Below are 22577 nucleotides of genomic sequence, written 5' to 3'. Positions count from 1 at the left end.
CGATGACCGAGCCGCGCACGCTGCGCTGCCCCCGCCACCTCGGCATGATCCTCGCCGGGGTCGCCATCGCCGCCCTCTTCGGCGTCGTGGCGGTCCAGAAGGCCCTCGACGGCGCCGGCGCCCCGGCATGGGCCGCCGCAACCGCCTGCTTCGCCCTCGCGGCCGGAGCCGTCCCCCTGCTGCGGACGCGCATGATCCTGGACGCGGAGGCCCTCACCCTCGTCACGGGTTACGGCCGCCGCCGGTTCGCGTGGACGGAGATCACCGAGATCAGCGCGGACGCCTACCAGGGCTTCTGGCTGCTCCAGGTCCGGTCCGAGGAACGCGAGCGCCAGGCCGCCTTCTTCCCCGTCCGGCCGGCGTCGATGCCCGTGGACCAGGGCACCCGCTTCCGTGAGCCGTCCGGCGACACCCCCTACGGCCTCTACCGGCTGCACGCCGAGCTCAGCGAGGAATGGCGGCGCCTCGCCCCGCCCCGCGCGCGGAGCCGCGGCGGCCCGGGCTCCGCTGGGCCATCCTGGTCCCATGACGATCAGGACCCGCGCCCTCGGTGACGACTTCGCCGCCCCCATCGACGACCGCTATCTCGAGGACTACACCGCCGGCACGACCTACGAGTACGGCCACGTCACCGTGGACGAGGCGGAGATCGTCGAGTTCGCCCGCCGCTTCGACCCGCAGCCCATCCACGTGGACCCGCAGTTCGCCGCCTCCGGCCCGTTCGGGGGCATCATCGCCAGCGGCTGGCACACCGGCTCGATCATGATGCGGCTGTTCGCCGACCACTTCCTGTCCCGGGTCGCCAGCCTCGCCTCCCCCGGCGTGGACGAGCTGCGCTGGCCCGCTCCCGTCCGTCCCGGCGGCACCCTGCGCCTGCGCGTCGCCGTCCTGGAGGTCCGCCCGTCGCGTTCCAAGCCGGACCGGGGCGTCGTCAGCACCCGCGCCGAGCTTCTCAACCAGGACGACCAGGTCGTCCTGCACACCCTGCCGGCGAACCTCCTGGGCCGCCGCACGGCCTGATCACCGCGCGCCCTCCCGCACCGGCGGCGGCGCGGCGGCGGGCGCCGGGACCGCGGGCTCGGGCAGCGTCCGGAACAGCAGCCAGGCCAGCGCGGGCAGCGCGATGAGCGGCGCGAGGGCGACGCGCAGCGACGCGGCGTCGGCGACGGCTCCGAGGACGGGGCTCGCGAGTCCGCCGACGCTGACGGTCAGGCCGAGGGTGACGCCGCCGGCGGTGCCGACGCGCGTGGGCAGGTAGTCCTGCCCGAGGGTGACCTGCAGCGAGAACGGGACGTAGAGGCCGGCGGAGGTCAGCGCGACGAACAGGTAGAGCGCCGGGCCGGGCACGAGCACGATGCCCGCCACGGCGACCACGGTCAGCAGGTACGACCAGCGCACGACGGTGACCCGGTCCCAGCGGGCGGCCAGGGAACCGCCCGCCACGGTGCCCACGGCGCCCCCGACGTACAGGACGAACAGCGCCGCCGTGCCCGCCGCCACTCCCCCTCCAGTGCGCTGCCGCGCGTAGAACGAGATGAACGTGCTCAGGCCCACGAACACGATCGACCGGCAGACCACGGCGAGCGACAACTTGATGAAGGAGCGTGGGTCGTCCACACCGACCGTTGTTACCGCGCGCGCGCCGGAGGCCGTCCCCTCAAGGGCGCGCAGGACGGGCAGGCACACGACGCTGCCCACGAGCGCCGGCACCACGAGGAACGGCGTGCAGCGCAGGCCGCCGGTCGCGACGACCGCCGCGACCAGAAGCGGCGCGAGCGCGAACCCGACGTTGCCGCCGACGGAGAACCAGCTCATCGCCGTGTGGCTCCCCCTGCTCGCCTTCCGCGCGACCCGGGCGGACTCGGGGTGGTACGCCGCGACCCCGATCCCGGAGATCGCCACGAAGGCCAGGGTGAGGGCGTAATCGCCGCTGAGGCCGCTCAGAGCGATCCCCGCTCCCCCCAGAAGCGTGCTCAGCGGAAGCAGCCAGGGCATCGCCCACCGGTCGGTGAGCGCCCCGAACAGCGGCTGCGCCACCGAGGACAGCAGCGACGCGGCGAGCACGATGCCCGAGGCGGCCGCGTAGGTGTAGGCGCGCTCGGCCACGAAGAACGGGACGAGCGCCGTCACGGACCCCTGGTAGACGTCCACGCACGCATGTCCGGCGGACAGCAGGAAGACCGGCCGCCCGTCCCGCCGACGGGTCGCTTCTCTTGGACTCGATGACACGTCCCTCATGCTCGCGCCGGAGACCGGTGTCGGACTTCCGATAATCTGCCAACCAATGCAGGAAAGCCGCCATCAACCGATCGCGCCGACCCGAGCGCGCTCGCTGGCGCCGGGCGCCGCCATCGACGCCCACCGCCACGACGACCACCAGATCGCCTACGCCGGACGGGGCGTGGTCGCCGTCACCACCGGCGCGGGCTCCTGGGTGGCGCCCGCCGACCGCGCCATCTGGATCCCCGCCGGGGCCGTCCACGCCCACCAGGCCCACGGCGAGCTCGAACTCCACCTGGTCGGGCTGCCCGCGACCCACAACCCGCTCGGGCTGGACGAGCCGGCGGTGCTCGGGGTCAGCCCCCTGCTGCGCGAACTGATCCTCGCCTACACCCGCGACCCGGACGGCGACACCCCCGCCCGGGTCCGGCTGCGCGCCGTCCTGCTGGACCGGCTGCGCGTCTCGTCCCAGCAGCCGCTGCACCTGCCCGCCCCGTCCGTCCCGCAGCTCAGGGCGCTGTGCGGCATCCTGCACGCCGACCCCGCCGACAACCGCACGCTCGCCGAACTGGGCAGGGAGGTCGGCGCAAGCGACCGCACCCTCTCCCGGCTCTTCCGGAGCGACCTCGGGATGACGTTCCCGCAGTGGCGCACCCAGCTGCGCCTCTACCACGCCCTGATACTCCTGGCCGAGAACACCCCGGTGACCACCGTGGCCCACCAGTGCGGCTGGTCGTCCGCCAGCAGCTTCATCGACGTCTTCCGCCGTGCCTTCGGCCACACCCCGGGCGCCCACCACCCCGCGTGAGCGGCTCCGGGGACGGGGTCAGCCCTTCAGGAAGTCCAGCAGGTCGGCGTTGAACCTCTCCTTGTCGCCGGGCACGAGCGCGATCCCGTGCGAGGACCCCTCGTACACCTTCAGGTCGGCATTCGGAATGATCTCGACGGCCTTGCGGGCGGTCGCGTCGATCGGGACGATCTGGTCGTCGTCGCCGTGCACGATCAGCGTCGGGACGTCGAACTTGCGCAGATCCTCGTGGAAGTCGGTGAAGCCGAAGGCGTCGACGCACTTCACGCCGGCCTGGAGGCTCTCCTGCATGCCCATGAACCAGAACGCGTCCCGGTTGCCCTGGGTGACCTTGTTGCCCGGCCGGTTCGCGGAGAAGAACGCCTCCGAGGCGTCCTTCCAGTACTGCGAGCGCTCGCGCAGGATGCCGTTCTTGATGTCTTCGAACGCCTGCTCGGGCACGCCCTCGGGGTTGTCGCCGGTCTTGAGCATGGACGGCGTGATCGCCGACAGCAGGACGGCCTTGCGGACCCGCCCGGTGCCGTGCCGCCCGATGTAGCGGGCCAGCTCGCCGCCGCCCATCGAGTGCGCGACCAGCGTGACGTCCCGCAGGTCGAGCCGGTTGATCAGGTCGTTGAGGTCGTCGGCGAAGGTGTCGAAGTCGTAGCCGTCGAACGGCTGGCTGGAGCGCCCGTGCCCCCGGCGGTCGTGGGCGATGCCGCGGTAGCCGGCGTCGGCCACCGCCTTCATCTGGTCCTCCCACGCGTCGGCGTTCAGCGGCCAGCCGTGGATGAAGAGCACGGGCTGCCCGCTGCCCCAGTCCTTGTAGAAGATCTCGTTGCCGTCGCGCGTGGTGACGAATGCCATGCTCGAACCCCCGTAGCGTCTCGTGGACACGTCGGCCGGACCGACCGCGCCCCCAGCGACGAAACGGCCGTCCAGCAACCAGCCGCACCGATACCCTCACGACCGCCCAGAACGCCCAATGAGCAGTCGAAGTGTCTTTACCTCCAAGCCCAGCCTTGGGGAGATCGAACGGAATCCATGGATTGACGAGGGTCGTCCTCGGCGCGCAGCCTGTCGAGGGGGCCTTCGACCAGGGAGCGGCCGTGACGGCAGAACAGGACGCCGGCCTGAACCGCGAGGCCGATGCCGCCGACCTCCTGCGCGCCGAACGCGCCGACCTGATCCAGCACCCCGGCGGCACCCTGCTTGAGCATCTCCAACGGGTGCACGCTCTGCTGGAAGCCTGGGGTGCGCGGCCCGCCCTTCGTCTTGCTGGACTGTGCCACGCCTTCTACGGAACCGACGGTTTCCCCGTCGCGCTCGGCTCCGTTCACCGGCGCCAGGAACTGAGCGAGGTCATCGGCACCGAAGCCGAGGACCTCGTCCACCTCTACGCCGGCTGCGACCGTGCCCGCACGTACCCGTCCCTGCACCAGCCCGACGGCGCCTTCACCGACCGCTTCACCGGGTCGGTGTCTCGTCCCTCACCACGGCAGCGCCGGGACTTCGCCGAACTCACCGTCGCCAACGAACTGGACGTCATCCGCACGGCCGCCCTGGACGGATCCCAGATCACGAAGCTTCTCGACCTGTTCGCCGCCTGGCGGCCCCTGCTGAGCGCCGCGGCTTCCCTGGCAGTCGAGGAGACCGCGCGGCGCCGGGTACCCCCGCCGGCATGATCGCTCGCGGCACCGCGAGCGGCCGGCGGCTCTCGTTCAGGCGCACAGCTGGGCGGCCAGGGTGGCGTGGACCCATTCCTCCCAGGCGTCCGGCGCCCAGCCGCGGTCCTGGACGAAGAGCAGGTACAGCTGCGGGCTGAGCAGGCCGAACAGCAGGTCGGCGGCCAGCTCGGCGGACACGCCGGGGCGCGCGTCGGGCTTGCCGACCAGCGCCTCGGCCGCGGCGCGCTGAACGGTGTAGCGGGGGTCCGGCCCGTCGGGCCACTGCGCGGCGATCTGCGGGTCGGCGGCGCCGGCGGCCGCGATCATCGACATGATCGGGGCGACCCGGCCGAGGATCTCGACGGTGCCGCGCACGTGCTCGCGCAGCTGGACGGCCGCGGTGGGCGCGGCGCACGCGGCGCGGAACCACTCCCGCTCCAGGGTGGCGACCGGCTCGGCGTCCCCCGCGATGGACACGTCCACGACGTCCTTGAACAGCGCGCGCTTGGTGCCGAAGACGAAGTACACCGTCTGGACGGCCACCCCCGCGCGGTCGGCGACCTCCTGAAGGCTCGTCGCCCCGTAGCCCTGCGCGACGAAGAGCTCCCGCGCCGCCTCGATGACCTTCGCCCGGGTGCGGCGGGAGCGCTCGGCCCGCTTGTCCGGCCGCTTGACGGTGTCCATGGCGGGAGTATATCTCTAGAGTTCATCACTAGAGTTAACCTCTAAAGAGTTCGGACCCCCAGCGAAGGAGACAGGATGCACACCGTCGTCAACGTCCAGCAGGCCGAGGCGTGGAACGGGTGGGAGGGGGCGGCCTGGGCCGACGACGCCCCGCGGTACGACGCGATGATGGGCGGCTTCAACCGGCCCCTTCTGGACCGGGCCGCGATCGCCGAGGACGAGACCGTCCTGGACATCGGGTGCGGCACCGGGCAGCTCACCCTGCTCGCCGCGCGACGGGCGGCGCGGGCGCGGGCGGTCGGCGTCGACATCTCCGGCCCCATGCTGGCCCGCGCCCGCGCCGACGCGGCGGAGCAGGGCATCGCCAACGTGCGGTTCGACCAGGCCGACGCGCAGGCCCACCCCTTCGACGAGGAGGGCTTCGACGTCGTCGTCAGCCGCGGCGGCGTCATGTTCTTCGCCGATCCCGCCGCCGCGTTCGCCAACATCGCCCGCGCGCTGCGGCCCGGCGGCCGGATGGCGTTCATCGTGCCGCAGGCCGGCGGCCCCGACAGCGAGTACGCCACGGCCACCGCCGCTCTCGCGCCGCTGATGCGCCGCCCCTCGCCCGCGGCCCGCGGCATGGGCTCCCTGTCCGACCCCGACCGCATCCGCCAGGTACTGCACCAGGCGGGGCTGACGGACGTGGACACGAGCCCCGTCCAGGCGCCGATGGACTACGGCCGCGACCCCGGCGACGCCGCGGACTTCATCCTCAGCCAGGGCCCGGTCCGCTACAACCTCCAGGACGCGGACCAGACCGCTGTCGCGCACGTCCGCCAGGAGCTCCAGGAAGCACTCGCGGCCTACGAGACTCCGGGCGGCATCCGCATCCGCGGCTCCGTATGGCTGGTGAGCGCCACCCGCCCCTGACGTCGATCGCGGCCTGGTCAGCCTTCCGGATAGAAGAGGAAAAGGGTGCAGCCGGTCGACGTCTGCGGGACGTGGGAAGAACCCGCGGGGGCATGGATGAACGAGCCGGCCGGGTAGTCCCGGTCGCCGTCGTTGAAGGTGCCGGAGACCACGAAGACCTCCTCAGGACCCGGTTCGTGGACGTCGACCCCCTCCCAGCACGTGTTCGGATCCATCTGCAGGACGAAGGCCTTCGCGCCGTCGTCGCCCTGCCACAGCGGCCGCAGCCGGATGCCCGGGAAGAGTTCGCGGACCGGGGCGTCCTGAACGCTCGCCCACACATAGCCGGGCATGCTCTGTTCCGTCGTCATGGGGCCAGCATGGCGACCGGCGCCGCGTCCGGCCGAGTGTCAGGAAAGACATCTTGCGGTACTTTCATGCCATGCATCGCGTGGCGGCGCTCGTCCACCCACCCCAGTCGACCTTCGAGCTCGGCTGCGCGGCCCAGATGTTCGGCGTCGAGCGCGCCGGGCTTCCGGTCCGGTACACCTTCGGCGTGTGCACGGAGCACCCCGGCCCCGTCGCGACACTGGCCGGGTTCGACATGCTCGTGACCGACGGGCTGGACGCGCTCGACGCGGCCGACACCGTGGTCGTCCCGGGCTGGCTGCCCGCCGGCAGGCCGCCGTCCCCTGCGGTCGTGCACGCCCTGCGCCGCGCGCACTCCCGCGGCGCGCGAGTGGTCAGCATCTGCTCCGGCGCCTTCGCCCTGGCGCACGCGGGCCTCCTGGACGGGCGGAAGGCGACCACCCACTGGGCCCTGGCCGGCGAGTTCGCCGCCCGCTTCCCGCACGTCCAGGTCGACCCGGACGTTCTCTACGTCGACCACGGCGACGTCGCCACCAGCGCCGGAGCCGGAGCCGGCATCGACCTGTGCATGCATCTGATCCGCTCCGACCAGGGCGCCCGGTACGCCGCCCACGTCGCGAGGACCATGGTGATGCCGCCCCACCGCGAGGGCGGCCAGCTCCAGTACTCGGCGCCGCCGCGCCCCGCGCAGATCGACGGCACGCTGGCGCCGCTCCTGGACTGGATCGCCGAGCGGCTCGGCGAACCCGTGACCATCGAGACCATGGCCGCGCACGCGGGCGTCTCCACCCGCACCCTCGCCCGCCGGTTCGCCGAGCAGCTCGGCACCAGCCCCGGGCACTGGCTGCTCACCCGGCGCATCGCCGCGGCCCAGGACCTGCTGGAGTCCTCCGACCTTCCCCTGGACGCCATCGCCCGCCGCGCCGGCCTCTCCTCGGCCACCAACCTGCGCAGGCGCTTCCTCGCCGCCCTGGGCACGACACCGGGCGCCTACCGCCGCACCTTCCGCACTCAAGCGGATTCCGCAGGCGCCCCGGCGTCGTCCAGCACGCAGCCGCCGGAGAGCTAGGCGTCGTCGGACTGGGGAAGGCTCGCCTTGGCCGTCTCGTAGTCGCCGCTCGGGGCCTCGTCGTCCAGGCGGTAGACGAGGTGGACCACGCCGGTGCCGAAGGTCTCGGAGGAGACGAGCTTCAGCGGCAGCGGCGCGTCGGCGTCCTCGAACAGCCGCATCCCCTTGCGCACGGCGATCGGGTGGACCAGCAGGTGCAGCTCGTCGAGCAGGCCCGCTTCCAGAAGCGCGCGGACGACCGAGACCGAACCGCTCATCGCGATGTCCGACGTGCCCGGTTCCTTCTTCAGCGCGGTCACGGCCTCGATGAGGTCGCCCCGGAGCAGCTCGGAGTTGCGCCAGGTGAAGTCGAGGTCCTGGCCGGACACCACGATCTTGCGGGCGTCTCCGAGCTTCCTGGCGAAGTCGGCGTCCTCACCTCCGGCCTTCTCCCGGTCCGGCCACGCGCCCGCGAAGCTGTCGTAGGTCCTGCGGCCGAGCAGGAGGGTGTCGGCCGACCCCAGCTGGGCGTCGACGGCCTGGCCCATCTCCTCGTTGAAGTACGGGAAATGCCAGTCCTGCGGGTCTTCGACGACTCCGTCGAGCGAGATGAACAACCCTGCTGTGATCTTCCGCATCCTGCGACTCCTTCGACAGCCCGGTGGAAAAGGTGCTCACAGGATCTGACCACCGCCGCCCCCGGAACTCATCGGTTCCGGCTGCATCCGGCCGTACGCACTGCCGCCCCGGCGCGGCGGCCTCACCTGAGCGAACGGCTGAAGAGCCGGACGTCCTCCACCAGCAGCTCCGGCACCTCCATGGCCGCGAAATGGCCGCCCCGGTCATACTCCGACCAGTGCCCGACAGAGCCGTCCGGGTCCATCAGGGAGCGGATGGTGGTGTCCGCGGCGAAGACCGCGACCCCCACCGGCACATCCGGCTTCGGGGCGGGCCCGCTCTGCTGCGCCGCGAAGGCCTTCCATGCCCGCATGCCGTCGTAGACGGCGTGCGCGGAGGACGCGCCGGAGCCCGTGAACCAGTAGAGGCTCACGTTGGCGAGAAGCTGGTCCCGGTCCACCGCCGCGTCGGGGAGGTCGATCGCCGGGTCCGTCCACTCGCGCACCTTCTCCACGATCCAGGCCAGCTGGCCGACCGGCGAATCGTTCAGGGAGTACGCCAGCGTCTGCGGTCGCGTCGACTGCAGGGCCAGGTAACCGGTCCCCTCCTCCCTGAACTCGTTGAACTTCCGCGCCCGGGCCCGGTCCGCTCCCGAGAACCGCTCCGGCTCAAGGGCGGGCCCGAACGGCGGGGCAGCGCCCGTCCCGGACAGGTGGACGCCGGCGACCTGCCCCGGAGCGACCAGGGGGAGCATCCCCGCCACCCCCGAGCCGACGTCCGTTCCCTGCGCGACGTACCGCTCGTATCCGAGGCGGCGCATCAGTTCCGCCCACATCCGCGCGACGCCGAAGAGGTTGAAGCCCGCCTCGCCGATCGGGTTGGAGTATCCGTAGCCCGGAAGCGAGGGCAGGACGACGTGGAAGGCGTCGCGGGGATCGCCGCCGTGGGAGCGGGGATCGGTCAGCGGCCCGACGGCCTTCATGAACTCGACCGGCGAACTGGGCCAGCCGTGCGTGAGCACGATCGGGAGCGCGCCCGGCTCCGGCGACCGCGCGTGGAAGAAGTGGATCGTCTGGCCGTCGATCTCGGTCGTGAACTGCGGGATCTCGTTCAGCGCCGCCTCCTGCGCCCGCCAGTCGAACCCGGCGGCCCAGTACTCGGCGAGTTCCCGCAGGTATCCGGCCGGCACGCCGCGGCTCCAGTCGTCCACCCCCACGGCCGCCGGCCAGCGCGTCGCGGAGATCCGGGCTCGCAGGTCCTCGATCTCGGCGGCCGGGACGTCGATGCGGAAAGGACGGATGTCGTTCGTCATGGGAAACACGCTACGGGCCAATGCGGAACAGATCGTTCCGCGATTCGCGGCATCATGGAGCGATGATGCGAACCTCGGTCCGGCTGCTCCGGCTGCTGTCCCTCCTCCAGGCCCGGCGCGACTGGACCGGGCCCGAGCTGGCGGAACGCCTCGACGTCACCACCCGGACCGTCCGCAACGACATCGAGCGCCTGCGGGAGCTCGGGTATCCGGTGGACGCGGCCCCGGGGGTCGGAGGCGGCTACAGCCTCGGCACGGCCGCCGTGCTGCCGCCGCTGCTGTTCGACGACGACGAGGCGGTCGCGGTGGCGATCGGGCTCCGGACGGCGGCGACCGGCGCGGTCTCCGGCATCGAGGAGAGCTCGGTCCGCGCGCTCGCCAAGCTGGAGCGCCTCCTGCCGTCGCGGCTGCGCCGCCGCGTCGGCGCGCTCGCCTCGGCGACGGTCGCGCTGCCCGGCTCGCAGCCGCCGGTGGACGCGGCCGTCCTGACCGCGATCGCCGCCGCCTGCCGGGACCACGAGCGCCTGCGCTTCGACTACCGCACGCACGGCGGCGCGACCGGGCCCCGCGTGACCGAACCGCACCGCCTGGTCGCCTCCGGCCGCCGCTGGTACCTCCTCGCCTGGGACCTGGAGCGGGACGACTGGCGCACCTTCCGCGTCGACCGCGTCGTCCTGCGTCCGCCCGCCGGCCCCCGGTTCACGCCCCGGGACATGCCGGACGAGGACGTCACGACCCGCCTCGCCTCCGGCCTCGCGCAGGCCACGTGGGCCTACAGAGCGCGGGTCGTGGTCAACGCGCCGGCCACCGAGATCGCGGCTCGGCTGCCCGCCGGCATCACGGTCGAACCCGGCGAAGACGACACCTGCGTCGTGGAGGTCGGCTCCGACGACCCGTCCATGCTCACCGTCTACCTGGGCATGCTGGGCGCCGACTTCCGGATCGACGAGACCGCGAACCCCGAACTCGCCGACCATCTGCGCGCCCTCGCCGCCCGCTACACCCGCGCCACCGCCCCCGGCCCCAGCGCGGGCACACCGGGAACGTCACCGGCGTAGGCGCCCTGCCTCGCGCCGCCGGAAGCTGGGGTCAGAGCTTCTCGATGGTGGCGAAGCGAAGGACCAGGGTGCGGACGCCGTAGTCGCCGCCGAAGTCAACGCTGGCCTTCTCGCCCTTGTCGTAGACGGAGACGACGGTGCCCAGCCCGAAAGCGTCGTGGGTGACCTTGTCGCCTGGCGACAGGGACGGGACCGGACGGTTTCCCGGTGAGCGGGTTCCCGGGCGTTCCGCCATCCGCGACATGGCGGAACCGGACGTGGAGGACGCCTCGCGTTCCCATTCGACGAGGGATTTCGGGACCTCGCCGAGGAAGCGGGACGGCGGGTTGACCTGAGGCGCTCCCCACGAACTGCGCATCGTGGCCCGGGAGACGTAGAGGCGCTGCCGGGCGCGGGTGATGCCGACGTAGGCGAGACGGCGTTCCTCTTCGAGCTCCTTGGGGTTGCTCATGGCGCGCAGGTGCGGGAAGACCCCGTCCTCCATGCCGGTGAGGAAGACGACCGGGAATTCGAGGCCCTTCGCGGTGTGCAGCGTCATCAGGGTGACGACGCCGTGCTCACTTTCTTCGGGCTGCTCTCCCGGCGGCACGGGCCCGCCCTTCGCGCCCCCGGGAATGGAGTCGGCGTCGGCGACGAGGGCGACCTGCTCCAGGAACTCGGGAAGGCGGCCCTCGGCGGACTCCCCGTCGAGGCGCTCTTCGAACTCGCGGGCGACGGCTTCGAGCTCCTGGAGGTTCTCGATGCGGGTCTCGTCCTGCGGGTCCTTGGACGCCTGGAGCTCGGCCAGGTAGCCGCTGGCCTTCAGCACCTCGGCGATCAGGTCGGCGGGGGCGAGCGACTCGGCGGCGGCGCGCAGCTCGTCCAGCAGGGCGACGAAGTCGCGGACGGCGTTGAGCGAGCGGGTCGCCATGCCGGGGACGTCCTCGGGCGTCCGGAGGGCCTGCCAGAACGAGATGCGCTCGCGGGACGCGTACGCCTCGACGCAGGCCTCGGCGCGGTCGCCGATGCCCCGCTTGGGGACGTTCAGGATGCGGCGCAGGGAGACGGTGTCCTCGGGGTTGGCGAGGCAGCGCAGGTAGGCGAGCGCGTCGCGGATCTCCTTGCGCTCGTAGAACCGGACGCCGCCGACGACCTTGTACGGCAGCCCGACCCGGATGAAGACCTCTTCGAAGACACGGGACTGCGCGTTGGTGCGGTAGAAGATGGCGACGTCGCCGGGACGGGCCTCGCCGTCATCGGTGAGCCGGTCGACCTCGCGGGCGACGAACGCGGCCTCGTCGTGCTCGTTGTCGGCCACATAACCGGTGATCTTGTGGCCCTCGCCCTGGTCGGACCAGAGCTTCTTGGGCTTGCGGTCGGCGTTGCGCTCGATGACGGCGTTGGCGGCGGACAGGATCGTCTGCGTGGAGCGGTAGTTCTGCTCCAGCAGGATCGTGGTGGCGTCGGTGTAGTCGCGCTCGAACTCGAGGATGTTGCGGATGGTCGCGCCGCGGAAGGCGTAGATCGACTGGTCGGCGTCGCCGACGACGCACAGCTCGGCGGCCCCGACGCCCTCCACCGGCGCGGTCAGCTCGCGGACGAGCTCGTACTGCGCGTGGTTGGTGTCCTGGTACTCGTCCACCAGGACGTGCCGGAAGCGGCGCCGGTAGTGCTCGGCGGCCTCCGGGAACACCTGCAGCAGGTTGACCGTCATCATGATCAGGTCGTCGAAGTCCATGGCGCCGGCCTGCTGGAGCCGCGCCTGGTACATCTCGTAGGCCTCGGCGAGCGTCTGCTCCATGTGCGTGGACGCCCGCGCCTTGAACGTCTCGTAGTCGATCAGCTCGTTCTTCAGGTTGGAGACCTGGGCGCTGAACGACTTCGGCGGGTAGCGCTTGGGATCGAGGTCGAGCTCCCGGCAGACGAGCGCCATCAGCCGGTTCGCGTCGGCCTGGTCGTAGATCGAGAAGCTCGTGGGGAAGCCGAGGCGCTTGGCCTCGCGGCGCAGGATCCGGACGCACGCGGAGTGGAACGTCATCACCCACATGGCCCGCGAGCGCGGCCCGACGAGGGCGTCGACCCGCTCCTTCATCTCGGCGGCGGCCTTGTTGGTGAAGGTGATCGCCAGGATCTGGCCGGGGTGCACCTCCCGCTCGCCGAGCAGGTGGGCGATGCGGTGGGTGAGCACCCGGGTCTTGCCCGAGCCTGCGCCGGCGACGATCAGCAGGGGGCTGCCGGAGTGCACGACGGCGGCGCGCTGCTGCGGGTTGAGGCCGTCCAGCAAGGGGTGAGCTTCGGTCTTCGACATCACGTGCGAGTCTACGGCGCTGCGCGGACGTTTTCGGCGCGTCCGCCGAGCCGGGGTGTCCGGCCGGGCCGTACCACCTCCGCACCTCTTCCGAACTCGCCCGGGGGCCCGGCGGCAGCATGTGGACAGATGGGATGCCTTTTGGACACGGTGGGTTGACTCGATCTCACGTTCCGGCGGACGTTGAAGATGAGGCGGACACCGATCGGGCTCCGGCCCGTACTCGGAGTGCAAGGCCCTTATTTGCATCCCCGCATGTCCGCGCACAGCGGCGCAGAGTCAGCAGGGACTCGCGCACTGTCACAGGGGAGGTGGCTTCGATGACCCACCAGCAGGAACTCCAGACGCAACTCGACGCCGAGATCGTCGTACCCGCGCAGTGGACGGGACGCGCGTCCCAGGCGGCGGCTCCGCCGGTTCCGCGTTCCGTCCCGCGCCCGGTGCCGGTTCCCGTGCCGGCGCAGCCCGGCCACAGGTTCCTGATCTACAAGCAGGACCCGTCGGTCACCGAGCTCGGCGCGCGGCTGACCTACATCCCGACCGTGGTGCTGAACGGCCCGATGGACGTGCGCGTCCAGACCGAGTTGCCGGGCGTCACCCCGGTCGCCCGCAACATCGACGGCGACTTCGTGTTCACTCCCGGGACCCCGCAGTTCGACTGCGCGCACACGTTCGCGGTGGTCCGGGAGACGATCGCCATGTACGAGCGCCACAACGGCGGGGTCCCGATCCCGTTCGCGTGGAACGTCGGGGGCAACACCGAGCGCATCACCGTCTTTCCGCATGCCGCCGAGGGCGCGAACGCGTTCTACACGCGGACGGCCAAGGCGTTGAAGTTCCTCTTCTTCACGCCGAAGGGACAGCCTCCGCAGAACGTGCTCTACACGTGCCAGTCCCTCGACATCGTCGCGCACGAGACGGGCCACGCGGTCCTGGACGGCCTCAAGCCCGGCTGGCTGTCGGCGGACGCGCCGCCGCAGACCGGCGGGCTGCACGAGTCGTTCGGCGACATCACGGCGATCTTCCTGGCCCTGGCGCAGCCGGACCAGGCGGACGCGCTCGTCGCGCTCACCAAGGCGAACCTGCACGACAGGTCGTTCCTGGCGGAGCTGGCCGAGCAGTTCGGCCAGGCGCTCGGCATGCCGTCCGGGCTCCGCAACGCCGACAACGACCTCAAGCTCAGCGAGGTCGGCAACGAGGTGCACGCGATCTCGCAGGTGTTCACCGGCGCGATCTACGACATCCTCGCCGACGTCTACACCTTCGAGATGAGCCGGCAGCAGCGCACGAAGGACGCGACGATCGTGCTGATCGAGACCGCGTCCGCGCTGTGCAAGCTCGTGTTCGACGCGATCGTCGCGTCCCCCGCGACCGGCGCCCGGTACGTGGACGTGGCGAACAGGATGCTCCAGGCCTCGGCGAGCCGCGGCGACCCGGCCGTCTACCGGACGTTCATCCGCAACCGGTTCGCCGTCCGGGAGATCACGACGGCGGCGACGCCGCTGCGCGACCTGATGAGCGGGCAGATGGCGATGACCGAGGCCGCGTACACCGGGGACGGCCAGGACGTCACCGAGGTCGAGCCGCACGACGAGAACTCGGCGAGCCTGCTGGCCGCCCAGGACCGGTCGCGCTGCTGCGGCACCATGCAGATGCCCGAGTACCGGCTCGTCCCTGAGGAGAAGCTGGCCCAGGGCGGTCCGCTGGACAACGACGACATCCTCCGGAGCCAGCTGGACGAGCTGCGCAGCACGTTCGGCTAGCGGCACCGGCCAGGCGGTCGCCGGGCGGCACCGTTCGGGAGGTAGCGACCCGCGGCGAGCGGGTAGCGAGCAAGGAGCAGGCCAGTCGACGGGGAGGTGCGCGGGATGCGCGTGACGATCGAGAGCACCGGCGGTTTCACCGGCCAGAGCGCCGTCGTCGCGCAGTACGACACCGCGACCCTCCCCGCCGGACAGGCCGGCCGCGTCCGCGACGCCGTGGACGCGCTGGCCGCCGCGCACGCCCGGGGCGAGTCCGGCGAGATCGGCGCCGACCTTCCCGCTTACCGGATCACGGTGTCCGGGGACGGAGCCGAGGAGTACGGGGCGGAGGGGGAGCCGCGCGTCTACGAGGTGCGGGGCGACCCGACCGCCGGGGTCGCCTCCGTCCTGGGCACCCTCCTCGAAGGCCCCGACGCCACCCCTTGACGAACCCGCTGCACGTCCCGGCCGCGCGGCGCCGCGGTGAGGCCGGGGCGTCGCCGGCCCGGCACGGACGCGGGGTCAGCTCGTCTTGCGGTGGTCGCGGGCGGATTCGGCCGCGGCGTGGACCGCGGCGAGGTCCGCGCCGGTCGCGGCCATGGACGCGGCGGCGACGGCGCCCTCGACCAGCGGGGCGTCCGCGAGCAGGACGTCGTCGCCCTCGGCGTCCTCGATGAGCATCTTGGCGGTCAGCACGGAACTGCCGAGGTCGGCGAGCAGCACGACGCCGTCGCCCCCGTTCGCGGCGGCGACCGCCTGCTCGACGAGGTCGATGCTCGTCCCGAGACGCCCTTCGGAATCTCCCCCGGCGGGTTCGACGACGGCCTTGCCGACGCCCATGGCGCGGGCGACCTCGGCGACGCCCTCGGCGAGCGTCCGGCTGTGGGAGATGATGACGATGCCGACCATGTCACGCCACCCCCGCGGATTCCGCGACGTCGGCGAGGGCTTCGAGCACCAGGGCGGTGGACGACGCGCCGGGGTCCATGTGCCCCTCGCTGCGCTCGCCCAGGTAGCTCGCCCGGCCCTTGCGCGCCCGCATCGGGACGGTGCCGTCCGCGCCCTTCGCGGCGGCCTCGGCGGCGGCCCGCGCGCATCCGGCGAGGCCGGAGCCGTCCGCCAGGGCCGCCTCGTACGCGGCGACGGCCGGAGCCAGCGCGTCGACCATCGTCTTGTCGCCCTCGGCGGCCTTCCCGAGATCCTGGACGCCCTCCAGGGCGGCCCGGAGCGCGGCGCCGAGCGCGGCGGCGTCCACGTCGGCGGCGTCGCCGAACGCCTTGCCCGCGCGGCGCAGCGCCGTCCCGTAGAGGGGGCCGGACGCGCCGCCGGTCTTCGACACGATGGCCCGGCCGGCCGCGATCAGCACCTTCCCCGGCGGGGCGTCCCCGGGCAGCGCCTCCACGGCGGCGCGGAAGCCGCGGTCGAGGTTGAGGCCGTGGTCGCCGTCGCCGATCGCCGCGTCCAGCCGCGTCAGCCGCTCGGCGTCGGCGGACACCCGCTCGGCCGTCCGCCTGATCCAGGCCGCGAAGTCCCCCGCGTCCATCGAGTCCGCGCTCATCGGCCCCACCGCAGCCCCGGCGTCTCGACGGGCGCGTCCCACAGGCGGACCAGCTCGGGCGTCACCCGGCACACGCTGATCATGCAGCCCGCCATCTCCAGGCTGGTCACGTACGGCCCGACCAGGCGGCGGACGACGGTCGCGCCGTGCCCCTCCAGCCATTCGGCGGCCGCCGCGTAGGCGACGTACTGCTCGATCAGCGGGGTGCCGCCCATCCCGTTGACCAGCACGAGCACCTCGGAACCCGACAGCGGCATGTCCGCGTCGATCGCGCCGAGCGCGGCGTCCACGATCTGCGCGGCGGTGCCGATCCTGACGCGTTCGCGGCCGGGCTCGCCGTGGATGCCGATGCCGAGCTCCATCTCGTCCTCGCCCAGCTCGAACGTCGGCGTCCCGGCCGCCGGGACCGTGCAGGACGACAGCGCCACGCCGAAGGACCTGCTGCGCTCGTTCACCTCCCGGGCCGCGGCCGCCACGTCCGCGAGCGGGGCCCCCTCCTCGGCGAGCGCCCCGGCGATCTTCTCGGCGAACAGCGTGGCGCCGGTGCCGCGCCGCCCGGCGGTGAACGTGCTGTCCTCCACCGCGACGTCGTCGTCGACGATGACGGACACGACCTCGATGTCCTCGTCCTCGGCGAGTTCGGCGGCCATCTGGAAGTTCATGACGTCGCCGGTGTAGTTCTTCACCAGGTGCAGCACGCCGGCGCCGCCGTCCACCGCCATCGTCGCGGCGATGATCTGGTCGGGGACGGGAGAGGTGAAGACCTCCCCGCAGCAGGCCGCGTCCAGCATCCCGTGGCCGACGAATCCGGCGTGGAGCGGTTCGTGCCCGGATCCGCCGCCCGAGACCAGGGCGACCTTCCCGGTGCGCGGGGCGTCCCCCCGGATGACGGTCCCGGTCCCCGGGTCGACCTTCAGCGACGGGTGCGCGGCGGCCAGCCCGCGCAGGGCGTCGGACACCACGTCCGCCGGGGCGTTGATGAGTTTGCGCATGTCTCAGGCTTACCCCGGCGAAGCGCCCCCTCCCAGGCCCAATCGCCGATCTTGCGAACCGGGGGTGCCCGAAGGTCCGCGCCCGCATAGGTTGCACCCGTGACGAAGGCACCGAAGATCCTTTATGACTGCGACACCGGCATCGACGACGCGATGACGCTGCTGTACCTCGCCTCGCTGGTGCGGGCGGGGAAGGCGGAGCTGGCGGCGGTCGGCACGGTGCACGGCAACATCGACCCGACGACCGGCGCGCTGAACACGCTGCGCGTCCTGGAGGCCGCCGGCGTCCCCGCGGGCGAGCCCGGGCCGGGAGGGCCCGTGGTGCCGGTCGCGGTCGGCGCCGCCCGGCCGATGGCGCAGGACGTCCACTACGCGCTCGACTGGCACGGCACCGACGGCCTCGGCGACACGCACCTCCCCGAGCCCGCGGGGCGCCCGGTCGCCGAGCCCGCCGCCGCGCAGATCGTCCGGCTGGCCCGCGCGATGCCCGGCGAGCTGACCCTGCTCGCGACCGGCCCGCTGACCAACCTCGGCTCGGCGCTGCTGCTGGACGGCGAGCTGCCGTCGCTGATCCGCGAGGTCGTGGTGATGGGCGGCGCGTTCGACCACCCCGGCAACATCACCACGCACGCCGAGGCGAACATCTGGCACGATCCCGAGGCCGCCGACCTGGTGTTCGCGGCGGACTGGCCGATCGTCCTGGTGCCGCTGGACGCGACGCACCCGACCGCCGTCCACGACGACTGGCTGGACAGGCTGGCCGCGCACGACACCCCCGTCGCCCGGTTCGCCGCGAACATCCTGGAGTTCTACGCGGACGCCTACACCCCCACCCTGAGGCGCCGGGGCGCCGTCATCCACGACGCCCTCGCCGCGATGCTGGTCGTCGACCCGGACCTCGGCGAGTACGTCCAGCGTCCGGTGCGGGTGGAGCTGCGGGGCGAGCTGACGCGCGGCACGACCGTGTGGGACGCCCGCTCGCTGCCCGCCGAGGACACCCGCCGTCCGGTGAAGGTGGCCGTGGGCAGCGACGTCGCGCGGTTCCAGGAGCGCCTGCTGTCGGCCCTGCTCACCTTCTGAGCGGGAGCCGCCTCCCGGCCGCCTCGGATCCGGTCACCCGGCGCACCCGGAACGTTCGCCGAAAGCACGGCGTCCGGGTATGCCGGGACCGTTGGCCGACCTTATTGTTGAAGATGTGACCAACGTTCTGGACGACAGCGAAGTGCAGCGGATCCTGGCCGTGATGGCGCACCCCGACGACGTCGACTTCGGCGCGGCCGGGACGGTGGCGCACTGGACGGACCGCGGGATCGAGGTCGTCTACCTCATGATCACCGACGGCGACGCGGGAGGCTTCGACGACGGCGTCACCCGCGAGGAGATGGCCGCCCTGCGCCGCGAGGAGCAGCGCGCCGCGGCCAAGTGCGTCGGGGTCGGCGACGTCCGGTTCCTCGGCTACCCGGACGGGCGGGTCGAGGTGGGCTTCGGCCTGCGCCGCGACATCGCGCGCGTGATCCGGCAGGTGCGCCCGGACCGGGTGCTGATGCCGAGCCCCGAGCGCAACTACGAGCGGATCTACCCCAGCCACCCCGACCACCGGGCCGTCGGCGCGGCCGCGCTCGACGCCGTCTACCCCGACGCCCGCAACCCCTACGCCTATCCGGAGCTGCTTGCCGACGAGGGCCTGGAGGCGTGGACGGCGCGGGAGGTGTGGCTGTCCGGCGGCCCCGTGGTGAACCACTACGTCGACATCACCGACCAGTTCGACCGGAAGGTGAACGCGCTGCGGGCCCACGCGAGCCAGACCGCCCACATGGGGGACGGCCTGCCGGAGATGCTGCGCGGCTGGCTCGCGGCCAACGCCGCCGCCGCGGGGCTGCCCGAGGGACGTCTCGCCGAGTCGTTCCAGGTCGTCGACACCGCCTGAGCCCCGCCACGACTCCCGGGGAACGCGCCCCCAGGTAATGCGCCGCTCTCGCAAAGGCTCCCCGAAGCGGTCAGGTCACTCAAGTCTCGGTCACTTAGCAAATACAGTCTCTTACAAGCCGTAATCAGCCTCCGAGCGGGCATGTACCCCCATGTGACAGAACTCGGGGGGTCGTCATGCCGCGTGAGATCGAGGCCACCGCCACATCCGCCGCCGCGCCTGAGGTGATCTTCAAGCACGTCTGCGTGCCGGAGGCATGGGACGAGTGGGGCGGTTTCTGGACCAGGGTGCGGCGGGAGTCCGCCGGTGAGGAGCACCCGAACGGGCTCGGCGCCGTCCGGTACGTCCGGTCGTGGCGGGAGGAGGTCGTGGCCTGGGACCCGCCGCGGCACTACGGCTACATCGCGCTGGCCGGCCACCCGGAGCGGCGCCTTCGCGCCGACATCACCCTGGAGCCGCACTTCGCGGGCACGCTGATCCGCTGGCGCGGCGAGGTGGACGGCTTCCCGGGCACCGGACCGCTCACCAGCGCCGTCCTGCGTCGCCGCCTCGACGCGTACGCGCGCCGGTTGGCGCGGCATTCCGAGCGCTGCGAGCCGGGCTGCCCGGCCCGCCTGCCAGGCGCCCTCTAGGCCCACACGCCACCCAGGCGCGCACCCCGGGGCGGCACCTGCCCACGGGGACGCGCGCCCGCGAGCGCCTGCCCCTGAAGAGCCCCGCAGAGCCCGTCCGGCCACGCACGACCAAGAACTCGTGCGCGGCCGATGAGTCGCGCACGGCTAGAGGGCTCACACGCAGCCGGTAGGCCACGCGTTCATTTTTGGTTGGGTCGCATGAGTTTCGGGGGAATCGATGCGGCGTCAGTTGGTTGTGCTCGCTCTCTTGGCGGGTGGCGGGGCGGGTTCGGCCGCCTACTGGTTCATGGCGGACGGGGCGCCGCACGGGGGCCGTGTCGTCGCGAACGCGGGCGAGTCCTCATCGACGGGGCGGGACGTGTCCACGGTCCGGCTGGCGAGTCGCCCGTTCGACTCGGGGGCGCTCCGCCAGGCGGTGCGCGCCTATGTCAGGAACCGTCCGGGCAGGGCCGGGGTGATGGTGAAGGACCTCAGGACGGGGGCGTCGTTCGGCGAGAACCAGGACGGGCGGTTCGTCTCCGCCAGCATCATGAAGGTCGACATCCTGGCGAGCCTCCTGCTGCAGCGGCAGGCCGGCGGGCGAGGGCTGAGCGGCACGGAGCGGGCGCTGGCCCGAACGATGATCAGGGAGAGCGACAACGCGGCGGCGGACGCCCTGTACTCCGCGGCCGGTCGCGGCCCCGGAGTCGCGAGGACGAACCTGGCCTTCGGGCTGAAGGACACGAAGCCGTTCCCCACCTCATGGGGGTCGTCCTGGACGAGCCCGGCCGACCAGGTGCGCCTCCTGACGAACCTGGCGTCGGACGAGAGCCCGTTGGAGGCGCGCGGGCGCCGGTACGTCCTCGGTCTGATGGGGTCCGTGCTGGACGAGCAGGCGTGGGGCGTCAGCGCGGCGGCGCGTCCGGGAGAGAGGGTGGCGCTGAAGAACGGCTGGGTGCCGCTCCGCTTCCAGGGGCACGGCTGGTCGATCAACAGCATCGGCCGCGTCAGCGGGCCCGGCCACGACTTCCTCATCGCGGTGTGCAGCGGGGGCAACCCGACGATGGAGACGGGGGTGTCCACCGTCGAACACGTCGCCGACATGGTGGTCGACGGCTTGCGCGGGTCGGGAGGGTGAGGGGGTTCGCGCGGAGGGAAGTCCTCTGGTCCGGAGAAACCGGTACGGAAAGAGGCTGGCGCAGAACCGGGGGAGCCGCGGTTCCGGACCGGGCGGCGGGCCGGCCGCCCAGCGTACGCCGGGAACGTCAGCGGTGCAGAGGTCGCGTGAGCTTCTTGCCGTCGGCGGCGGCCACGGCGACGCAGGTGACGGTGCGGTCGCCGGACTTCCACGAGTCGGCGGTCGGGTAGTAGTAGGAGTTCGCGATGCCCCGCGCGGCCGGGTCGCGGTTGATCCGCGCCTGCGTGCGGAGCTTGCACCCGGTCAGGGCGAGCTGCTGGAGCCGCGCCTCGGGCGGCATGACGTAGCCCTTCAGCCGGAAGACGGCCGTCACCTCGCCGTCGTGCGGCCCCGTGCAGGGCACGATCTTGACGCTCTCCACCTCGACCGGCGCCTCGGTCGCGGTGCTGGTGGCGCCCGAGTTGTCGTTGATGCAGTCGCCGAGCTTCATCTTCTCGGCGTCGACCTCCTTGGGCTTGGTCGGGGTCACCTTGGGCGCGGCCCCGGCGTCGTCGGACGAGCCGTCTCCGCTGAGCGCGAAGGCGGCGATGCCGCCCACGAGCCACAGGCAGGACAGGACAATCCCGGCGATCGCGAGGCCGCGGCCCTTGCCGCCCTTCTTCGCGATCTGGCTGAGCGCGACGGCGCCGAGGACGAGGCCGACGACGCCGAGGCATCCGAGGAGGCCGGTCACGAAGGCGGCGATCGCCAGCCCGTTGGTCTTGTCGGAGTCGGATCCGTACGGGGAGCCGGGACCATGGTCGCCCGGCATCGGCGGGGGCGGGGGCTGGGGCGGATAGGGGGCCTGCGGGCCCGGCTGCGCGGGCCCGGGTGGTGGATAGGTCATGACGAGCGACTGTTCCACACCGGAGGGTGTTCGTGATCATGATGCGCGGCAACCGGGGATTACGATTCGCTCACAACCGCAGTGAAAACGTTTACTTCCTGGCCCGCCCGGGCAGGGTGTTCCCCCTCTAGACGAGGCGGCGGGCGGCGGCCCAGCGCGACAGCTCGTGCCGGTTCGACAGCTGGAGTTTCCGCAGGACGCTGCTGACGTGCGTCTCCACCGTCTTCACCGAGATGAACAGCTCCTTGGCGATCTCCTTGTAGGCGTAGCCGCGCGCGATCAGCCGCAGCACCTCGCGCTCCCGCTGGGTGATCTGGTCCAGCTCAGGGTCCACGGACGGGGCGTCCGTGGCGGCGAACGCGTCCAGGACGAATCCGGCGAGCCGCGGCGAGAACACGGCGTCCCCGTCGGCGACCCGGCCGATCGCGTCCGTCAGCTCGGGCCCGGAGATCGTCTTGGTCACGTAGCCGCGGGCTCCGCCGCGCACGACGCCGATGACGTCCTCCGCCGCGTCCGACACCGACAGCGCGAGGAACTTGGACGAGACGGCGCCGTGCAGCCGCCGCAGCACCTCGATGCCCCCGCCGCCGGGCAGGTGGACGTCCAGCAGGACCACGTCCGGCCGCGTCTCCCGGATCACCGCGACCGCCTCGTCGACGTCGCCGGCCTCCCCGACGATCTCGACGCCCCCGCCCAGCTCCGCCTTCACGCCGGTCCGGAACATCTGGTGGTCGTCGACCAGCACGACCCTCTTCAACGACCCGCTCATGCCCACGTCC

General features: G+C 72.4%; 25 protein-coding genes. 13 read left to right on the top strand and 12 right to left on the bottom strand.

All coding sequences use genetic code 11. The features are described 5' to 3' along the window. Positions 1-2 precede the first annotated feature (2 nt). Together ABD944_RS15200 and ABD944_RS15195 are read left to right on the top strand one after the other, a co-directional pair. A complete protein-coding gene (locus ABD944_RS15200; protein WP_345176649.1) occupies positions 3-554 on the top strand; it encodes a hypothetical protein in 552 nt (183 codons plus the stop codon). Next, on the top strand, positions 526-1020 hold the full coding sequence (locus tag ABD944_RS15195; RefSeq protein WP_345176648.1) for a MaoC family dehydratase: 495 nt from the start codon (positions 526-528) through the stop codon (positions 1018-1020). Before ABD944_RS15200 ends, ABD944_RS15195 begins: the two co-directional genes overlap by 29 nt. Here ABD944_RS15195 and ABD944_RS15190 read toward each other — a convergent pair whose 3' ends face one another. Continuing rightward, on the bottom strand, positions 1021-2229 hold the full coding sequence (locus ABD944_RS15190; protein ID WP_345176645.1) for an MFS transporter: 1209 nt from the start codon (positions 2227-2229) through the stop codon (positions 1021-1023). It lies immediately after the preceding gene. Positions 2230-2284: 55 nt separating this feature from the next. On the opposite strand from ABD944_RS15190, the gene ABD944_RS15185 reads away from it, so the two are divergent. After that, positions 2285-3028 (top strand): AraC family transcriptional regulator, encoded by a 744-nt coding sequence (locus tag ABD944_RS15185; RefSeq protein ID WP_345176642.1) that lies wholly within the window; start codon positions 2285-2287, stop codon positions 3026-3028. An 18-nt stretch (positions 3029-3046) separates the two neighbouring features. Here the strand turns inward: ABD944_RS15185 and ABD944_RS15180 are convergent, their stop codons facing one another. Continuing rightward, on the bottom strand, positions 3047-3874 hold the full coding sequence (locus ABD944_RS15180) for an alpha/beta fold hydrolase (protein WP_345176639.1): 828 nt from the start codon (positions 3872-3874) through the stop codon (positions 3047-3049). Between the two features lie 242 nt (positions 3875-4116). Here ABD944_RS15180 and ABD944_RS15175 point away from each other — a divergent pair, with 242 nt between their 5' ends. Then, the gene (locus ABD944_RS15175) at positions 4117-4692 is read left to right on the top strand and encodes a DUF6817 domain-containing protein (protein ID WP_345176636.1); all 576 of its coding nucleotides are present in this window, start codon (positions 4117-4119) and stop codon (positions 4690-4692) included. A 36-nt stretch (positions 4693-4728) separates the two neighbouring features. Here the strand turns inward: ABD944_RS15175 and ABD944_RS15170 are convergent, their stop codons facing one another. Beyond that, a complete protein-coding gene (locus ABD944_RS15170; protein ID WP_345176633.1) occupies positions 4729-5358 on the bottom strand; it encodes a TetR/AcrR family transcriptional regulator in 630 nt (209 codons plus the stop codon). A 75-nt stretch (positions 5359-5433) separates the two neighbouring features. Here ABD944_RS15170 and ABD944_RS15165 point away from each other — a divergent pair, with 75 nt between their 5' ends. Continuing rightward, complete coding sequence (locus ABD944_RS15165; RefSeq protein WP_345176631.1) at positions 5434-6270, top strand: class I SAM-dependent methyltransferase; 837 nt, start codon at positions 5434-5436, stop codon at positions 6268-6270. A 17-nt stretch (positions 6271-6287) separates the two neighbouring features. On the opposite strand, the gene ABD944_RS15160 is transcribed toward ABD944_RS15165, so the two are convergent. Then, positions 6288-6620: a cupin domain-containing protein gene (locus tag ABD944_RS15160; protein WP_345176628.1), complete on the bottom strand. Its 333-nt coding sequence runs from the start codon at positions 6618-6620 to the stop codon at positions 6288-6290. 71 nt (positions 6621-6691) lie between these two features. Between ABD944_RS15160 and ABD944_RS15155 the strand changes: the two genes are divergently transcribed. Continuing rightward, the gene (locus tag ABD944_RS15155; RefSeq protein WP_345176626.1) at positions 6692-7687 is read left to right on the top strand and encodes a GlxA family transcriptional regulator; all 996 of its coding nucleotides are present in this window, start codon (positions 6692-6694) and stop codon (positions 7685-7687) included. Here the strand turns inward: ABD944_RS15155 and ABD944_RS15150 are convergent. Both ABD944_RS15150 and ABD944_RS15145 read right to left on the bottom strand, forming a co-directional pair. Continuing rightward, positions 7684-8304 carry a dihydrofolate reductase family protein gene (locus tag ABD944_RS15150; RefSeq protein WP_345176623.1) on the bottom strand — a complete coding sequence of 207 codons (621 nt, stop codon included), beginning with the start codon at positions 8302-8304 and terminating at the stop codon, positions 7684-7686. The two genes, ABD944_RS15155 and ABD944_RS15150, sit on opposite strands and share 4 nt — an antisense overlap. A gap of 122 nt (positions 8305-8426) precedes the next feature. Then, positions 8427-9596: an epoxide hydrolase family protein gene (locus tag ABD944_RS15145; RefSeq protein WP_345176621.1), complete on the bottom strand. Its 1170-nt coding sequence runs from the start codon at positions 9594-9596 to the stop codon at positions 8427-8429. A gap of 62 nt (positions 9597-9658) precedes the next feature. Between ABD944_RS15145 and ABD944_RS15140 the strand changes: the two genes are divergently transcribed. Then, the gene (locus ABD944_RS15140) at positions 9659-10654 is read left to right on the top strand and encodes a helix-turn-helix transcriptional regulator (protein WP_345176619.1); all 996 of its coding nucleotides are present in this window, start codon (positions 9659-9661) and stop codon (positions 10652-10654) included. Positions 10655-10685: 31 nt separating this feature from the next. Here ABD944_RS15140 and pcrA read toward each other — a convergent pair whose 3' ends face one another. After that, complete coding sequence (gene pcrA / locus ABD944_RS15135) at positions 10686-12941, bottom strand: DNA helicase PcrA (RefSeq protein WP_345176617.1); 2256 nt, start codon at positions 12939-12941, stop codon at positions 10686-10688. Between the two features lie 320 nt (positions 12942-13261). On the opposite strand from pcrA, the gene ABD944_RS15130 reads away from it, so the two are divergent. Both ABD944_RS15130 and ABD944_RS15125 read left to right on the top strand, forming a co-directional pair. After that, the gene (locus tag ABD944_RS15130; protein WP_345176614.1) at positions 13262-14704 is read left to right on the top strand and encodes a gluzincin family metallopeptidase; all 1443 of its coding nucleotides are present in this window, start codon (positions 13262-13264) and stop codon (positions 14702-14704) included. A 105-nt stretch (positions 14705-14809) separates the two neighbouring features. Next, a complete protein-coding gene (locus ABD944_RS15125) occupies positions 14810-15130 on the top strand; it encodes a protealysin inhibitor emfourin (RefSeq protein WP_345176611.1) in 321 nt (106 codons plus the stop codon). Between the two features lie 75 nt (positions 15131-15205). Here the strand turns inward: ABD944_RS15125 and dhaM are convergent, their stop codons facing one another. From dhaM to dhaK, 3 genes are read right to left on the bottom strand one after another with little or no spacing between them, the layout of a single operon-like run. After that, positions 15206-15592: a dihydroxyacetone kinase phosphoryl donor subunit DhaM gene (dhaM, locus tag ABD944_RS15120; RefSeq protein ID WP_345176610.1), complete on the bottom strand. Its 387-nt coding sequence runs from the start codon at positions 15590-15592 to the stop codon at positions 15206-15208. A 1-nt stretch (position 15593) separates the two neighbouring features. Beyond that, on the bottom strand, positions 15594-16241 hold the full coding sequence (dhaL, locus tag ABD944_RS15115) for a dihydroxyacetone kinase subunit DhaL (RefSeq protein ID WP_345176607.1): 648 nt from the start codon (positions 16239-16241) through the stop codon (positions 15594-15596). After that, positions 16238-17233: a dihydroxyacetone kinase subunit DhaK gene (dhaK, locus tag ABD944_RS15110; RefSeq protein ID WP_345176606.1), complete on the bottom strand. Its 996-nt coding sequence runs from the start codon at positions 17231-17233 to the stop codon at positions 16238-16240. Before dhaK ends, dhaL begins: the two co-directional genes overlap by 4 nt. 99 nt (positions 17234-17332) lie before the next feature. On the opposite strand from dhaK, the gene ABD944_RS15105 reads away from it, so the two are divergent. From ABD944_RS15105 to ABD944_RS15090, 4 genes are all read left to right on the top strand, one after another. Further along, positions 17333-18313, top strand: coding sequence for a nucleoside hydrolase (locus tag ABD944_RS15105; protein ID WP_345176604.1), 981 nt, complete (start codon positions 17333-17335; stop codon positions 18311-18313). A gap of 163 nt (positions 18314-18476) precedes the next feature. Continuing rightward, positions 18477-19160 (top strand): PIG-L deacetylase family protein, encoded by a 684-nt coding sequence (locus tag ABD944_RS15100; RefSeq protein ID WP_345176836.1) that lies wholly within the window; start codon positions 18477-18479, stop codon positions 19158-19160. 176 nt (positions 19161-19336) lie between these two features. Further along, entirely contained in the window at positions 19337-19792 is a 456-nt protein-coding gene (locus ABD944_RS15095; protein WP_345176603.1) for an SRPBCC family protein, read from the top strand. 250 nt (positions 19793-20042) lie between these two features. After that, positions 20043-20912 carry a serine hydrolase gene (locus ABD944_RS15090; RefSeq protein ID WP_345176601.1) on the top strand — a complete coding sequence of 290 codons (870 nt, stop codon included), beginning with the start codon at positions 20043-20045 and terminating at the stop codon, positions 20910-20912. Positions 20913-21039: 127 nt separating this feature from the next. On the opposite strand, the gene ABD944_RS15085 is transcribed toward ABD944_RS15090, so the two are convergent. Beyond that, a complete protein-coding gene (locus ABD944_RS15085; protein WP_345176600.1) occupies positions 21040-21798 on the bottom strand; it encodes a DUF4190 domain-containing protein in 759 nt (252 codons plus the stop codon). Positions 21799-21925: 127 nt separating this feature from the next. Then, positions 21926-22567, bottom strand: a complete 642-nt coding sequence (locus ABD944_RS15080; protein WP_345176598.1) for a LuxR C-terminal-related transcriptional regulator — start codon at positions 22565-22567, stop codon at positions 21926-21928. Positions 22568-22577 lie beyond the last annotated feature (10 nt).

It is taken from the genome of Actinomadura verrucosospora (genome assembly GCF_039540335.1).
Taxonomy (GTDB): Bacteria; Actinomycetota; Actinomycetes; order Streptosporangiales; family Streptosporangiaceae; genus Spirillospora; species Spirillospora verrucosospora.
This window is presented reverse-complemented; position numbering and strand designations above follow the sequence as displayed.